12 protein-coding genes are annotated in these 15,118 nt (G+C 63.5%); 6 read left to right on the top strand and 6 right to left on the bottom strand.

Annotated features, from left to right (window positions below; genetic code table 11):
- A partial coding sequence (locus BSTEL_RS12395; RefSeq protein WP_034530262.1) for a hypothetical protein occupies window positions 1–351 on the top strand: 351 nt, incomplete at its 5' end.
- Here BSTEL_RS12395 and BSTEL_RS10570 read toward each other — a convergent pair.
- Window positions 285–1,061, bottom strand: coding sequence for a nitroreductase family protein (locus BSTEL_RS10570; protein WP_034530264.1), 777 nt, complete (start codon window positions 1,059–1,061; stop codon window positions 285–287). The genes BSTEL_RS12395 and BSTEL_RS10570 overlap by 67 nt on opposite strands.
- A gap of 277 nt (window positions 1,062–1,338) precedes the next feature.
- The gene (locus BSTEL_RS10575; RefSeq protein ID WP_034530266.1) at window positions 1,339–1,734 is read right to left on the bottom strand and encodes a DUF4235 domain-containing protein; all 396 of its coding nucleotides are present in this window, start codon (window positions 1,732–1,734) and stop codon (window positions 1,339–1,341) included.
- A gap of 202 nt (window positions 1,735–1,936) precedes the next feature.
- Between BSTEL_RS10575 and BSTEL_RS10580 the strand changes: the two genes are divergently transcribed.
- Both BSTEL_RS10580 and BSTEL_RS10585 read left to right on the top strand, forming a co-directional pair.
- Window positions 1,937–2,647: a histidine phosphatase family protein gene (locus BSTEL_RS10580; RefSeq protein ID WP_034530268.1), complete on the top strand. Its 711-nt coding sequence runs from the start codon at window positions 1,937–1,939 to the stop codon at window positions 2,645–2,647.
- A 400-nt stretch (window positions 2,648–3,047) separates the two neighbouring features.
- The gene (locus tag BSTEL_RS10585) at window positions 3,048–4,373 is read left to right on the top strand and encodes an ABC transporter substrate-binding protein (RefSeq protein ID WP_034530270.1); all 1,326 of its coding nucleotides are present in this window, start codon (window positions 3,048–3,050) and stop codon (window positions 4,371–4,373) included.
- A 101-nt stretch (window positions 4,374–4,474) separates the two neighbouring features.
- On the opposite strand, the gene BSTEL_RS10590 is transcribed toward BSTEL_RS10585, so the two are convergent.
- Window positions 4,475–5,491: a LacI family DNA-binding transcriptional regulator gene (locus tag BSTEL_RS10590; protein ID WP_034530272.1), complete on the bottom strand. Its 1,017-nt coding sequence runs from the start codon at window positions 5,489–5,491 to the stop codon at window positions 4,475–4,477.
- Between the two features lie 470 nt (window positions 5,492–5,961).
- On the opposite strand from BSTEL_RS10590, the gene BSTEL_RS10595 reads away from it, so the two are divergent.
- Window positions 5,962–6,816, top strand: coding sequence for a carbohydrate ABC transporter permease (locus tag BSTEL_RS10595; protein ID WP_034530274.1), 855 nt, complete (start codon window positions 5,962–5,964; stop codon window positions 6,814–6,816).
- Window positions 6,816–7,655, top strand: a complete 840-nt coding sequence (locus tag BSTEL_RS10600) for a carbohydrate ABC transporter permease (protein WP_034530276.1) — start codon at window positions 6,816–6,818, stop codon at window positions 7,653–7,655. The genes BSTEL_RS10595 and BSTEL_RS10600 overlap by 1 nt, the downstream gene beginning before the upstream one ends.
- Before the next feature lie 510 nt (window positions 7,656–8,165).
- On the opposite strand, the gene BSTEL_RS10605 is transcribed toward BSTEL_RS10600, so the two are convergent.
- The 3 genes from BSTEL_RS10605 to BSTEL_RS10615 form a co-directional block, all read right to left on the bottom strand.
- Entirely contained in the window at window positions 8,166–10,076 is a 1,911-nt protein-coding gene (locus BSTEL_RS10605; protein WP_034530277.1) for a glycoside hydrolase family 13 protein, read from the bottom strand.
- Between the two features lie 452 nt (window positions 10,077–10,528).
- The gene (locus tag BSTEL_RS10610) at window positions 10,529–11,575 is read right to left on the bottom strand and encodes a LacI family DNA-binding transcriptional regulator (RefSeq protein WP_084686282.1); all 1,047 of its coding nucleotides are present in this window, start codon (window positions 11,573–11,575) and stop codon (window positions 10,529–10,531) included.
- Between the two features lie 86 nt (window positions 11,576–11,661).
- Window positions 11,662–13,227, bottom strand: coding sequence for a glycoside hydrolase family 31 protein (locus tag BSTEL_RS10615; protein ID WP_084686283.1), 1,566 nt, complete (start codon window positions 13,225–13,227; stop codon window positions 11,662–11,664).
- Window positions 13,228–13,635: 408 nt separating this feature from the next.
- Between BSTEL_RS10615 and BSTEL_RS10620 the strand changes: the two genes are divergently transcribed.
- A complete protein-coding gene (locus tag BSTEL_RS10620; protein ID WP_051923079.1) occupies window positions 13,636–14,877 on the top strand; it encodes an ABC transporter substrate-binding protein in 1,242 nt (413 codons plus the stop codon).
- Window positions 14,878–15,118 lie beyond the last annotated feature (241 nt).

The following is a 15,118-nucleotide window of genomic DNA, read 5'->3' on the forward strand; positions in this document are numbered from 1 at the left end:
GTCGACAGTCTCGTCGCCGCGAGCCATTTCATCCCGCAGACGTTGCTGCTCATCGCGGTGCCGTTCGTCGTGAGCATCGCGATCGGATTCGTCGTCGCCGTGATCCGCGTCTGGCGGATTCCCGTCCACGTCTGGCCTCCCGTCCGTGACTGGCCGCCGGTCCGCGACTGGCTTCCGATCCGCGACTGGCCTCCCGTCCGTGACTGGTCTCCGGTCCGCGACTGGCTGCCGGTGTGCGACTGGCTTCCGGTCTGCGACTGGCCTCCCGGCGGCGAGTCGCCCGCCTACCGTTCCAGATGGAAGCCCTGGCCGGCGGCCTTGTCCAGCAGCGTCTTGCCGCTGACGTCCTGACGGCCCACGGAGGCGATCTGGTCGCTGAACGCGTCCACGGGGCGTTCGGTGTTGCGCAGGTCGTAGTACTCGTGCACGGTGGCGTCGAACTCGCCGAGGCCGGCGAGCGGGTCGCGGGATGGGTCGTCGTCCGCAGGGTAGGTGTCGTCGAAGAACTGCATGGCTCGGGGCATGCGCGGCTTGAGCGCCGGCTTCTGGTCCGGCTTGCCGATGGCCAGCGCCAGCACCGGATACGTGTATTCCGGCAGGTGGCACGACTCGATGAGACCGGGGATGTTGTTGAGCACGGAGCCGAGGATCACGCAGCCGAGCCCCAGCGAGTAGGCGGCGGTCTCCATGGCGTGCAGGGCCAGTACGGCGTCGTTCTGCGCCTGCGTGAAGCGGTAGCTGGAGGTCAGCTTCCACTCCTCGCCGTGCACGTCCACGCCCTTGCGCTCGGCGATGCGCGCGTTGCGATGCTCGTCGATGACGAACAGGTACAGCAGCGGCGCCTGCGCGATGTACGGCTGATGTCCGAACTCGGCGAAGGTGCGCTTGAGGTCCGGATCCTTGATGCGGATGGCGGACCAGTCGTTGAGGTACTGGCTGGAGGCGGCGTGCTGCGCCACGGTCTCCAGCGTCGCGACGGTTTCGGCGTCGATGGGCTCATCCTTGAATGCGCGGATGGAGCGACGGTTGAGCAATGTCTCGATGGTGCTGTTGGTGATCATGCGGCCATTCTCGCACCTGGTTGTTGCCGTCGGCAGGATGTTTCCGGTTTTATGCTCCCGGCGTGTCGCCATGGTGCAGATCGATTCGGTGCAGATCGATTCAGTGCCGGTCGATTCGGGCACGATTCAACAAGCGCGTCACCCGCGCCGATGCATCCCCCGATTGCGGAAGACCGGTCTGTGTCTTCTCGAGGGGACTTGGGGAACAACCGGGATGGCCGCCCAAGAGCGGGATTCGACGGCCATCCATGGCCATCCACGACCAATAGGGGGTGCGTCACCCGCGCCGATGCCGCCTCCGACGGCGCTGCATGCGCCCGACCATGTTCCTCGAACCACGGTCGGCGAGCTGGGACACGGCCGCCCCAAGCGCTGCGGACACCGCGGCGAACGCGATGCTCATCAGCAGCCCCTGCGGGGCGTCGGCGTCGAGCCCGCGTCGCAGATTGCTCCTGCGCACCCCGCGCTGCCACACGCCGTCCAGCAGCTTGCCCGCCACCAGTCCGGCGATGGACGGCAGCGCCCACGTGAGCAGCTTGTCTCCCAAGGTGTCCGGGTCGTTGAGCCGACGCTCGCGCATCGCGTCGACCTTGCGGTCGATGCGATGCAGCGCCTCGACGGCGCTGTCCGCTTCGGACGGCGTGTTGCTGGAACGGTGTTTCGCTGCGTTCATGGTTCCCCAGTCTAGCCCGTCCGGCATTCGTGCGCGGCCCCGGTGCCGAGTCCGACGTGCCGGCGTGGAACCGCTGTCCCGTATAGGCTCCGCCCCGATTCCCGGACGCCTCCGGCGCCGACGCCCACGCGGACGCCGGCGCCGGGCGAAACAGGGCGCAACGTGGTTGGAGTCGGTTGCGTTCGCGGGTACAGTGGAAGCCATGAGCGAACACACAACGGACGGCACTGTGGCCGTCGACGCGCGCGGCGGCACCGGATTCCTGGTGCTGCTGCGGCACGGACAGACCGCGTGGAGCGTATCGGGGCAGCACACCGGCCGCACGAACATCCCCCTGACCGAAGCGGGCAGGCAGCAGGCGCAAGCCGCCGGCGAACGCCTGCGCGCCGCCTTCCCCGGCGGATTCGAGCCGGGATGCGTCTTCTCCAGCCCGCTGATTCGAGCGCAGCAGACCGCCGATCTGGCCGGATTCCCGGACCACGGCACGCTGGACGGCATCGCGGAATGGGATTACGGGCGCGCCGAGGGCCGCACGCGGCAGCGCGTGCGCGAGATGAGCGGCTTCGACTGGGACGTGTGGCGCGACGGCCCGCAGACCCTGCCCGAGACGATGGACGCCGATTGGACCGAGACGCTGCCGGACGGCGGCACGGTGCCCGTGCACGCGGGCGCCGGCGAGACGGTCCAGGAGGCCGCCGCCCGCGCGCGCGGCGCCATCGAACAGGTCACGCCGCTGCTGGAATCCGGGCGTAATGTGCTGCTCGTCGCGCATGCGCACATCCTGCGCATCCTCACCTCGCAGTGGCTCGGCGTGGACCCGCACTTCGCGCGCCTGCTGCGTCTCGACACGGCCCATTATTCGATTCTGAGCCGGTACAAGGGCGACAACGTCATCGAGCGCTGGAACTGCTAGCGAGCGTATCGCAATTGCCCGAGTGACGGGGGAGAGACCGGCTTTAGGGCATTACCGGCACTGCAAACGATAGGCACGGCGTGTCGCGCAATCGCGCGAAAACATGCCGTGCCTATCGTTTTTGATGTCAAAATCGATGTGAGCGTTCTCATTGTTGCGAACGCTTGCATTGTCGGCAATTCAGACAATCGCCGGAACCACGCGGTTTTATAGACAGATGACGACGATATGTCATTTCTGGCGCAATGAAACACCCCGAATACTGCCATCGTTTGCAAAAACGGTGAACATGCGTCATAATGAATCGCGTCGGAACAACTTCGAGGCGCCAAAGCCGACGCCACCAACCCCGGTCGGCCACACCGTCCGAGGAACAACAAGGAAAGAGAAAGGTTCGTTGATGAATCGCACACTGAAGTCGACGATCAGCATGGTCGCCATCGCAGCAATGTCCATCGGAGCGCTCGCCGCGTGCGGCTCCAGCACGTCGGGCGACGACGCCAAGGGCAAGGTCTACTACCTCAACTTCAAGCCGGAGTCGGCCGACCAGTGGACCGCTCTCGCCAAGGAATACACCAAGGAGACCGGCATCGAGGTCAAGGTGCAGACCGCCGCGTCCAACACCTACGAGCAGACCCTGAAGTCGGAGATCGCCAAGACCGAGGCGCCGACCCTGTTCCAGGTCAACGGTCCGGTCGGCTACCAGAACTGGAAGCGCTACACCGCCGACCTGTCCGGCACCGACGTGTACAAGGAGCTCACCAACCAGGACGTGGCCCTGAAGGACGGCGACAAGGTCGTCGGCGTGCCGTACGTGATGGAGACCTACGGCATCATCTACAACAAGGACATCCTCAACAAGTACTTCGCGCTCGACGGCGCCAAGGCCAAGTCCGTCGACGAGATTGACAACTTCGACACCCTGAAAGCCGTCGCCGACGACATGCAGGCGCGCAAGGACGAGCTCGGCATCAAGGGCGCGTTCACCTCCGCCGGCTTCGACTCCAGCTCCGACTGGCGCTTCAAGACCCACCTCGCCAACCTGCCGCTCTACTATGAGTTCCAGAAGGACAAGGTCACCGAGCAGCCGGCCACGATCAAGGGCACGTACCTGCCGAACTACAAGAAGATCTTCGACCTGTACATCACCGACTCCACCACCGACCGCACGCAGCTGAGCGCCAAGACCGGCGACGACGCCAACTCCGAGTTCGCGCTCGGCGAGGCCGCCTTCTACCAGAACGGCACCTGGGCGTGGACCGATCTCGCGAAGGCCGGCATGAAGGCCGAGTCCGTCGGCATGATGCCGATCTACATCGGCGTCAAGGGCGAGGAGAAGCAGGGTCTCGTCACCGGCTCCGAGAACTACTGGTGCATCAACGACAAGGCGTCCGACGCCGACAAGAAGGCCACCGAGGACTTCCTCAAGTGGGTCATCACCTCCGACACCGGCAAGAAGGCCCTCTCCGAGGACATGGGCTTCACCACCCCGTTCAAGACCTTCGATGACGTGAAGTCCGACAACCCGCTGACCGAGGCCGCCGTCGAGGACCAGAAGTCCGGCAAGACGCAGGTCAGCTGGAACTTCACGATGATGCCGTCCGAGGAGTGGAAGAACAAGCTCGGCCAGGCGCTGCTCGAGTACGCGCAGGGCACCGGCGACTGGAACGCCGTCAAGACCGCGTTCGTCGATGGCTGGGCCTCCGAGTACTCCGCGACCCACTGATCCTGTTCCTGTCCCTCAATCCCCTTCCAACAACCTGATGCCCCGGTGACGGCCGTTCTCCTCCTCGGCCCGTCGCCGGGGCATCGTCATGTCCTGCCGGTTCAGCGCCGGCGCGCGGTGCTCGATCGCACCACCAGCTGCGCCGGCACCTTGCGCAACGGCTCCCTCACCTCGCGCCCGTTGATGAGGTCCATCGTCATGCGGGCGGCCGCGCGGGCCATCTCGACCGGGTCCTGACGGATCGTCGTCAGCCCGATGTCCGCGGTGTAGAAGCTGTCGTCGTAGCCGATCAGCGATATGTCGCCCGGCACGGACAGCCCGTTGCGTTCGAGCTGGAACATGAGCGGCAGGGCGATGCCGTCCTCCTGGCATGCGATCGCCGTCGGCATCGTGCCGAGACTCATCAGCTGCGTCACCACGTCGCCGATCTGGTAGTGTCCGTCGGCGTCGACCTTGCACACGATGACCTGAGGCTCGGTGCCGTCGCGCCGGCAGCAGTCCATGAACACGTTGAACCGGCCCCGCACCGAGAAGCTCAGGGAGATGTCGCGGTCCGTGCTGATGTACGCGATGTCGCGATGCCCGAGGTTCATCAGGTGACGCGCGGCCAGCGTCGAACCCTGCTCGTCGTCGATGTTGACCGCCGCTGCGAACCCGTGGGCCGACGACTCCGCCGTGTTGATGCCGATGATCGGCACGTCCACGCTGGCCAGCTGCCTGGTCTCCTCGTCGTCGATGTCGAACGAGACGACGATCACCGCGTCCGCGTTGCGGCGCACCGGCAGCATCTCGAAGAACTCGCGGCGTTCCTCGATCGAGGAGATCTGGAAGATCGAGATGTCATAGACCTCCGCGTGGAAGACGTCGTTCAGCCCCTCGATCACGGAGGCGGTGAACCACAGGCGGATGTGGCCGCTCATCAGCACGGCGACGCGCAGCGCGCGCCCGGACTTCAGCGCCGCGGCCGAACGGGAGAGCGAGAAGTTGAGCTGGCCGGCCATCGCCAGCACGCGCTCGCGGGTCTTCGCCGAGACCAGATCGGGCCGCGTGAAGGACCGCGACACCGTCGAAATGGAGACGCCCGCCGCCTTGGCGACGTCCTGGATGCTGCTGCTCATGAAACCACCTTGTCGTTCGGATGTGTGGGGCGTACCGCGCCGGCCGGGGTGCGCCGGCCGATGGGGCGTACCGCCCGATCGCGCCGGATGCCCGGTCACCGCACTTACTGCACGTTTACTGCGCGCTTGCTGCGCTTACTGCAAAGACTTCCCGCGTAGGAAAACAGCGTATCGTTCAGCTTACACGTTCTAGAACTGTTGACTCGCGATGACGACGATTGCATTACAAACGTTTGCAAAAACGATTCGGAATATGGAAAATCGCAAAAAACAGCCAATATACGGCGATGAACGACTGTTGCTGGGGTGATTGGCGAGGTAATGCGAAACGCCGCAAATGACAACGTTTGACATCATGGCGCCGGGCGGTTACGATGTCACTACAACAACGGATTCGTTCGCCGGCCGCGGGTCGGCGGAAGTTGTGGCACGCAGCGGTGCACTGCGCTCAAGGAGGAGGATTATCCATCATGGTTAGCATGGCCGGCAAGGCGATACGGAAGTGGTGGGCGCTATTCGCGCTCCCCACGTTCGCCGCGTTCATCATCGGGTTCGTGGTGCCCTTCATCATGGGCGTCTACCTGAGCTTCTGCGAGTTCACCACCGTGACCGACGGCGAGTTCGTCGGCCTCAAGAACTACGTCAAGGCGCTTGGCGACAAGGAGTTCCTGCACGCGCTCGGCTTCTCCACCGCGTTCACGATCGTCACCACGATCGTCATCAACGTGGTCGCGTTCTTCATCGCGTACATGCTCACGAAGGCGATCAAGGGATCGACGATCTTCCGCTCGGTGTTCTTCATGCCGAACCTGATCGGCGGCATCATCCTGGGCTACATCTGGCTGCTGCTGCTCAACGGCATCCTCGCGCACTGGTCGCGCGCCCTGACCTACTCCGCCACGTACGGCTTCTGGGGCTTGGTCATCCTCGTGTGCTGGCAGCAGATCGGCTACATGATGATCATCTACATCGCCGGCATGCAGGCCCTGCCCACGGACGTGCTCGAAGCCGCGCAGGTGGACGGCGCGAGCGGCACGCAGACGATGTTCAAGATCATCATCCCGCTGATGATGCCCTCGATCACCGTGTGCTCCTTCCTGACCGTGACCAACGGCTTCAAGCTCTACGACCAGAACCTCGCCCTGACCAACGGCGCCCCGAGCAACATGTCCGAGGGCCTCGCGATGAACATCACCCGCACGTTCTACGGCCGCATGGGCTGGGAGGGCGTTGGCCAGGCGAAGGCCGTCCTGTTCTTCATCCTGGTGGCGGTCATCGCGCTCATCCAGAACAAGCTCACGACAAGCAAGGAGGTGGCGGCCTGATGAACGCCGACAAGGTCAAGCACGGAGGGCTCTGGACCGCCCTGTTCACCGTCGTCTCGCTGGCATGGGTCTTCCCGATCGTGCTGGTGGTCATCAACTCGTTCAAGCAGAAGGCGTACATCTCGAAGAACGCCTTCTCCCTGCCCGCCGGCAAGGCGTTCGTCGGATTCGAGAACTACGCGCGCGGCGTGGAGACCACCGACTTCTTCGCGAGCTTCGGATGGACGCTGCTCATCACCGTCGGATCGGTGCTGCTGATCCTCGTGTGCACGTCGATGTGCGCGTGGTGGATCGTGCGTGTCAACAACTGGGCCGCCAAGCTGCTGTACACGCTGTTCCTGTTCAACATGATCGTGCCGTTCCAGATGGTCATGTTCACGCTCTCTAAGATCGCCGACATGCTGAAGCTCAACACCCCGTGGGGACTGTGCATCGTGTACCTCGGCTTCGGCGCCGGTCTCGCGGTGTTCATCTTCACCGGTGTGATCAAGGGCATCCCGGTCGAGCTGGAGGAGTCCGCGATGATCGACGGCGCGTCCGTGCCGCGCATCTTCTTCCAGATCGTCGTGCCGATCATGAAGCCGTCGATCGTGTCGGTCGCGATTCTCGAGGCCATGTGGATCTGGAACGACTACCTCCTGCCGTACCTGACCCTCGACCTCGGCAAGTACAAGACGATTTCGGTCGCCGTGCAGTACCTCAAGGGCGGCTACGGCTCGGTCGACATGGGCGCCATGATGGCCTGCTTGGTCCTTGCGATCATCCCCATCATCATCTTCTACCTCATCTGCCAAAAGTACATCGTCAAGGGGGTTATGGCGGGAGCGGTGAAGGGCTGAAAGCCCTTCAGGAAAGCGCGGTGCGCTTTCCGGCCGTTCCCGGTCGAGGGCCTTTAGGCCGAGACCAGATCTGGGTCCGCCCGTAGGGCGGTCCGTGGTTGCGGGGCCGGAGGAGGTGCCGTCAAGGGATGATGACTCGTGTCATCATCCTTGGATGGAAGCCCGGTGGGCTTCCATCAGGCGCCAGGCCGAGGTGCGGCAGCGCCGAGGCTGGTGTTGGGTCTCGCCGTAAGGCGGGTCCGTTATCAGTGCTTCAAAACGGCTTGATGGCGTTGCGGTTGAGCCGTTTCGGGGCATGCATAGTCTGGGCTGGTACCCCTCATAACGCAGATAGAGGTATGCAAATGCGGAAAAGCACCCCCCGTAAGCGAGTTAGCTCGCTTACGAGGGGTGCTTTCGGCTGAATGATTGAGGAGTCTGGGCGTCTGACGGACAACAACAGGCAACGACGATGTCCGCCAGACGCCCAAACGGTGGAGCGGTGCTTGTAAAAGTCGCCGCCCCGGCGCCTTAGCGCACGAGCCAGGCGGTGGTGTCCTGCGGAAGTCGGCCGTCGTCGGTGAGCGGTGCGGAGGAGAGGATCACCGCGCTGTCGTCGGGCAGGGCTGCCGGTTCGGCGCCGAAGTTGGTCACCGAGGTGAGCGTGCGGCCTTCGGCCGCCGGGCGCGCGTAGGCGATGACGTCATCGCCGAAGCCGAACGTTCCGTCGGCGGTGTTGTCCTCGTCCCCGCGATCCAGCCAGTCGACCGTCGAGGTGTCGCCGGTCGCGGTGAGGAGCTTCGCGCGCAACGCCAGCGCGCGACGGTAGAGGTTGAGCATCGACCCCTCGTCGGCGGATTCGACGTCCACCGCGTAGTCCTTGAACCACAACGGCTGCGGCAGATGCGGTTCGGCGGCCGGCGTGCCGTCGGCGCGCGTGGCGGGGGAGAAGCCGAACGAGGTGCCGGCGGCGAAACGCGGCGACCATGCGGCGTGGTCCGGGCCGGTGGGAGATGCGTCCGCCGGGGCTGTGCCGGACTGAGCGGCCGCCGCAGGATCTGACGCGTCCGGCGTGGAGTTCGGCGTGGAGCCTGACGTGGAATCCGATGCGCCCGCACGGTCGTCCGCAACCCACGGCAGCGGCACGCGGCAGCCGTCGCGGCCTTTGTCCGTGAAGTTGCGGCGCGTGTTGAACGGCGTGGGATCCTCCAGACGGTCCCACGGGATGTCCGCCACCTCGAACAGGCCCAGCTCCTCGCCCTGGTAGATGTACACGGAGCCAGGCAACGTCAGCTCCATGAGCGCGGCGGCGCGTGCCCGCCGCGTGCCGAGCGCGCGGTCCTCGGTGTACGAGGCGCCGTCGCGCAGCAGCCAGTCGTGCGCGAGCTGATGGTAGACGGGTCCCTTCACCTGCGGCAGGCCGTAGCGCGAGGGGCTGCGCGGCACGTCATGGTTGTTCATCACCCATGTGGTGGTCGAGTCGCCGGTCTCGGCGGCGGCCTCAAGACCGTGGCGGATGGCCGCGCGGAACTCGTCCACGTCCCAGTTCGCCTCGGCGAACTCGAAGTTGAACACCTGTCCCAGCTCGTCGGTCGCCGCGTACAGGTGTTGGTGCTCGGGCACCACCCACGCCTCGCCCACGGCGAAACGCGGCGGATCGTACTCGTCGAACACCTTGCGCCATTCGCGGTAGATCTCGTGCACCTCGCGACGGTCCCACAGCGGGCTGGTGAAATCGTGGCACAGCACCTGCTGCACGGCGTCCGCGGGCATGTCCGCAAGCGGGGTGCTTTCCAGGTCCTTGGCCAGACCGTGCGCCACGTCGATGCGGAAGCCGTCGGCTCCGTGGTCGGACCAGAACCGCAGGGTCTTCCTGAACTCCTCGTGCACGTCCGGGTTCCTCCAGTTGAGGTCCGGCTGCTCCTTGGCGAAGATGTGCAGATACCACTGGCCGTCGTCGACCCGCTGCCACGCCGGCCCGCCGAACAACGACTGCCAGTCGTTCGGCGGCAGCTCGCCGTGCTCCCCGCGGCCCTCGCGGAAGATGTAGCGGTCGCGCGCGGCGGAGCCTCGGCCGGCGGCCAGCGCCTCGCGGAACATCGCATGCTTGTCCGCCGTGTGGTTCGGCACGATGTCCACGATCACCTTGATGCCGGCCCCGTGCGCGGCGGCGACCATCGCGTCGAAATCGGCCATCGTGCCGAGACGCGGGTCCACGTTGCGGTAGTCGATGACGTCGTAGCCGCCGTCGGCGAGGTCCGAGGGATAGAACGGCGAAAGCCACACGGCGTCCACGCCGAGGTCCTTGAGATAGTCCATCTTCTCGGTCACGCCGGCGATGTCTCCCAGGCCGTCGCCGTTCACGTCCTTGAAGCTGCGCGGGTACACCTGATAGACGACGGCCTGCTTCCACCAGTCGTCGCGCTCGTTGTTCGCGGTCATGACAGTCCTTTCCGTCTTCGGCGATCGTTGCAGCCGATCGCCTTCGCGAATCCGCTTCGCGAATCGTCTTTGTCGATGGGCGTCGACGATTAGCGCTCTCCATCACCGTCGTCCGCCGTTCTCACCCCCGCGTCTTCGAGCGGAGCGAGGGCGGAGGATACGGGTGGGCCGGTGACGCCGTTCGCCATTGATGATAACGATAGCATTCAATGATGCCGGATGCCGGATGCCGGATGCCGGGTGCCGGGTGCCGGGCGCTTCAGCCTAAGCCGGCTCAGGCTCCCGACTCGGCCTAAAGCGGCTCAGGTCTCCGACTCGGCCCAAACCTGCTCAGGTCAAGTCGGCTTCCCTCTCTGAGGGGGACCCGCCCGGGCGGCGAAAGCTGACTGAAGGGAGCGAAAGGCGGGCATCTGTTCACACGGATGCCCGCCTTATGATATCTGCCTTATCGACTACCGCGCGTTCCAGTCGATGACCGTTTCGCGGCGGGTGATGCCGGTCGGATCGATGAGCTCGCAGTATGGCGCGGAGGTGTCGCCATCCAGACGCGAGAACAGTACTTCGATGGCGCGCTCGGAGAGCTCTTCGGGCCTGGTGGACACGTTGGTCACCGGCCATTGGAAGGATTGCGCGGCCATGTCGGAACAGTGCGACACCACAGAGACGTCCTGACCGGGAATCATGCCGCTCTCGGCCAGTTCTTGCAACAGCCATCCGGTAGGGCGAGGCTGCCTTACGATGATGCCCAGCCGGTCGTCGGCCTGCGCCAATACCTGCTGGAGTGTGCGGCGGATGCCGTCTTGTCCATTGCCCAGACGGGTCACCAGGGCAATGGACAAGCCATAATGATGTGCGCGGTCACGGGCGCCCTCATAAAAGTCGTCTACGAACCGGAATCGTCCGCTGTCCTGATTGAGCACGTCACCGATCATCACGATATGACGATGCCCTGTGCCGGCAAGTTCGTCCACCGCTTGCTGCGCGGCAAGTCGTGCGTTGAAATCAAGTACGTCAAGGCCCATGGCGTTGTCGGGGCGGCCGATCAGCACCACTGGCAGGTTCAATGCGGCGGCAGTGGGGATGCGTTCGTCATCCCTACGCACATCCATGAGGATGAACGCGTCGCAGATTGACTTACCGGCGAGACGCTGGAGCGCGGTCGTTCCCTCATGCGTGGTGTTGATGATGACATCGTAGTCGCGCTCGCGCGCTAGTTTGACGATGGCGTCGATGTACGGCGTGGTCTCGTTCGCATCAGTGATTTCGTTCATCTCGACGAACAGGGCGATGATGTTGGTCCGGCTTGTCCGCAATGTTCGCGCGCCTGCGTTCGGCTGGTAATTGAGCTTGCGCATCGCCTCCTGCACGCGCAGGCGTGTCGCTTCGGCCACCGTGCTTTTACCATTGATGACGAAAGACACGGTGCTTTGCGAGACTCCGGCCAGAGCCGCCACGTCTTTACTGGTCGGCGGTCGGTTGCCGTTGCGTTTGCCGTTCATGATGACCTTTGCTTGGTACTTCAGTGAGATATTGCTGATGCCAGTCTACCGAGACTGCCTGCTGGGTAGGTAATGTCCGATGACGATTAATCCTCGCGCATATACCGAGGTATGCGGTTGAGCGGGCAGTCGGTGCGGATCTCGGCAGGTCCTTCGACCAATTCGCCGGTGTCAGAGCGCCAATGGCCTTCCGGAATCGTGACAGTACGGTTTGAAACACCTTGCTGCAGACATGGTGCCACAATCAGGCGGTCTCCAAGCAGGAACTGGTCGGTGATTTCCGTCAGCGCTGGATAGTGGTAGGCCATCGGGCGGATGATTGGGTCACCGGTTTCGGCGGCATGGTGGGCGAGTTGCTCGATAAGCGGCATATGCTGTTCGCGAATGTGCAATGCCTCGTTGACTGCTTCCAGATGCTCGCTGTCCAGCACGCGCGAGGGCGAGACGGAGAACTGCATCATCGGTGACAGTGCCGCGATCTGCGCATAGCGGACGAAGAACTCCTGGTCGACGCCCGAATGCTTGGCGCTGTTGACCTCACCTCCACCGATCATATCCGGGCAGACGAAGGCGTGTCCGATCATGCCCTGAGCGAGCATTTCGGGGATGAGCGAGCCGATGCCGTTGGCGTCCCATGTGGCCGGCTTGTCCTGGAGTCGTTGGGCCAATGGCTGGCCGCCCATCTTCCAGCATGCGCGGAATTCGTTGAACGGGTAGTGTACGCCGATTCTCGCCCATTGCTCGCACAAGTCGTTGGAAGTCATGGGTGCGTATGGGCGGTCGTCCTCATGGAAGTCGTACAGGTCGGCACCGTCGAACTTGAATCCGTCGACACCGAGTTCGCACAATGCGTCGAGACGCTCTCGGACCCATTGGGTGGCTTGTGGATTGCTCAGATCGAGCACGGCACTCAGCCCGTTCCACCAGCGGCGGATGGCGGTGCGTCCGTTTTTGTCCTGAAGCATCAGCCCTTGTTCCTCCAGCTCTCGGAACACGGCCGAATCCGGGCTGACGAACGGCACCAGCCACACAATCACATCAAAGCCTTTGGCATGCAGGACGTCCAGCATCGACTTCGGATCGGGGAACGTGGCCGGATCGAACGTCCATGTGCCGTAGTCTGGGCTCCATTTGTCGTCGATCATGATGACGCCTGCGGGCATGCCGGCGTCCAGCATGGCGTCCGCATAGTCGAGTGCCGCCTGCTGGGTGGGCCGGTAAGGCATCTCGATCCACGTGTTGTACTGCGGCTTGGTGAACATCTCAATCGCGGGGGTCTTGCCGGAAGGGGGGAAGAATCGCCCGCAGGCGGCGCGGTAGGCGGCGCGGAGCGTGCCCTCTCCGGTACTGGTCTCCGTGGCTGCTTCGCTGATGATTTCGGCATCGGAGGCCACTGTGAGCGTGCCTTCATGGAAGGAGAACGTCAACGGTTGCTCGCTCCAGACGAATCGGCCTTTGGTGGAGACCAGCAGCGGCGCGCTTTGGTTGGAGGCCTCCGGCAGTTGTCCTGGTTCATGCTTCCAGGTGGATAGGTTGCGGGTGATGGTTGCGGTGCCGTAAGGCATGAACCTGCCGTCGGCTACTTTCCCTCCCCACCAGCGTTCGCCGGGAAGAAGGTCCGTGGCGAACGAGTATTGCGTTGTGGTGTTCATGTTGTGTGCTCCCTCGGTGGACGTCGATGTGCTGAGCAGGCTGCTATGCCCCGCTGTTACGGATTTAATACGTATTATGTATTTGATGAAATGAGCGCGCAACTATCGGCGTGGCGCGGCTCGCTGTTGACTGTCTGGGTGACTGTCTGCTGTTTTCCCGATTGTGTAGACATGCTTTTAATCACTGTAATTGCAACGGTTTGTGTCGTGTTGTGCTGTGTGACACGCCGATTCTTGCGTGCGCGCGATGCGGGTGGCATACTGAAGCCACGTACAAATCAATACGTATTAACAAAACTTCATCAAGGTTATTTTGAAGCCAAAGGCGTCGATGCCGGAGCGCTTCGGAATGCCATGACGATTGTCCGATGCCGGAGCAGACATCGGTCCCTTAGGAAAGGAAAGACCATGAAGTTCTCCAAGATGCTAGTTGCCGCGGCGGCAACGGTGGCGATGATTGTGCCGCTCGCCGCTTGCGGCGGTGGTGCTGCCGACAGTGGCAAGACCACCATCACCTACTTCTCATGGAACAACGAGAAGATGATGAGCCCGATCGTCAAGGCGTTCGAGGAAGCCAACCCCGACATCAAGGTGGAGATGAGCGCCGCCCAGGGCCAGGCCACCGATTACGCGCAGACCCTCACCACCCGCGTGGCCGGCGGCCAGGTGCCGGACGTGTTCCACATGTCCATTGAGACCCGCAACGAAGTGCTCGACGCCGGACTCGCCCGCGACATCACCAACGAGGACTTCGTGAAGAACCTGCCGAAGTCCCAGACCGACCTGTACACCCGTGACGGCAAGGTCTACGGCATGTCCCCGACCGCTTGGATCGGTGGCATCGTCTACAACAAGGACCTGCTGAAGGAGGTCGGCTACGACTCCGTCCCCGAGACCCTCGATGAATTCATCGACCTCGGCAAGAAGCTGCAGGAAAAGAACATCACCCCGTACATGGAAGACATGAGCGTGGTCTCTGGATCCTTCCAGCCGATGCTGGGCGGCTACTACGCCAAGCAGGGCATCGAGACCTCCAAGTGGCCCGAGCTTGATGAGGGCGGCAAGTTCTCCGAGCAGTGGACCCCGGTGCTCAAGCAGTGGACGAAGCTCGTCGACTCCGGCACCCTGCCCAAGGAGACCGTTGGCGTGAGCGCCGACCAGATCAAGCAGAACTTCATGACCGGCCAGCTGGCCATGTTCCGTTCCGGCCCGTGGGACTTCGCCGACCTTGACTCCTCCGGCGTCGACTACGGTGTCGCGGCCTTCCCGGCGGTTGATGGCGGTCAGCCCTACGTCGGCGGTGGCCCTGACTCCCCGTTCGTGATCAGCTCCAAGGCCGAAGGCGCCAAGCTGGACGCCGCCAAGAAGTTCGTCGCCTTCATGAACAGCGAGGCCGGCCTCAAGCTCGAGGAGAAGTACATCAACCAGATTTCCGTCTCTCCGGAATACAAGGCCGATGTGGCTCCGCAGCTCAAGGACCTGTACGACAAGTACATCACCAAGGGCGACTTCTACTGGTCCAACTGGAGCCGTGACGGCAACGTGATGGGTCAGGAGATGGCCTCCCAGTTCCAGCTGCTCGTGCAGGGTCAGGCTTCGGTCGACGACGTCACCAAGGCGCTGGACGCCAAGTGGACCGAATCCAAGTAATCTGACCGCAGGCATCTAAGCCATATGGTGCGACTCAATCGCACCCCTACAAATCCAATCATCGGATCCGGGCCGGCGGGCGTCAGCTGTTCGGCGGCTAGTCGAGAGGCCGACTGCCGGCCCGGATTGCCTCTACATACCCTAAAACCTCCTTCCTTCTCTTCCTCTTCTCCGATCGTTCGGGCGGGTGCGACAACCAGCCGTCGCCCGCCCGAACGGACGGACTCCCTCCAACTTGTGA

It is taken from the genome of Bifidobacterium stellenboschense (assembly GCF_000741785.1).
Lineage (GTDB): Bacteria > Actinomycetota > Actinomycetes > Actinomycetales > Bifidobacteriaceae > Bifidobacterium > Bifidobacterium stellenboschense.

Coding starts and splice junctions, on each gene's coding strand:
- BSTEL_RS10570 (WP_034530264.1), bottom strand. CDS start 1,061: ATGATCACCAACAGCACCATCGAGACATTGCTCAACCGTCGCTCCATC.
- BSTEL_RS10575 (WP_034530266.1), bottom strand. CDS start 1,734: ATGAACGCAGCGAAACACCGTTCCAGCAACACGCCGTCCGAAGCGGAC.
- BSTEL_RS10580 (WP_034530268.1), top strand. CDS start 1,937: ATGAGCGAACACACAACGGACGGCACTGTGGCCGTCGACGCGCGCGGC.
- BSTEL_RS10585 (WP_034530270.1), top strand. CDS start 3,048: ATGAATCGCACACTGAAGTCGACGATCAGCATGGTCGCCATCGCAGCA.
- BSTEL_RS10590 (WP_034530272.1), bottom strand. CDS start 5,491: ATGAGCAGCAGCATCCAGGACGTCGCCAAGGCGGCGGGCGTCTCCATT.
- BSTEL_RS10595 (WP_034530274.1), top strand. CDS start 5,962: ATGGTTAGCATGGCCGGCAAGGCGATACGGAAGTGGTGGGCGCTATTC.
- BSTEL_RS10600 (WP_034530276.1), top strand. CDS start 6,816: ATGAACGCCGACAAGGTCAAGCACGGAGGGCTCTGGACCGCCCTGTTC.
- BSTEL_RS10605 (WP_034530277.1), bottom strand. CDS start 10,076: ATGACCGCGAACAACGAGCGCGACGACTGGTGGAAGCAGGCCGTCGTC.
- BSTEL_RS10610 (WP_084686282.1), bottom strand. CDS start 11,575: ATGAACGGCAAACGCAACGGCAACCGACCGCCGACCAGTAAAGACGTG.
- BSTEL_RS10615 (WP_084686283.1), bottom strand. CDS start 13,227: ATGAACACCACAACGCAATACTCGTTCGCCACGGACCTTCTTCCCGGC.
- BSTEL_RS10620 (WP_051923079.1), top strand. CDS start 13,636: ATGAAGTTCTCCAAGATGCTAGTTGCCGCGGCGGCAACGGTGGCGATG.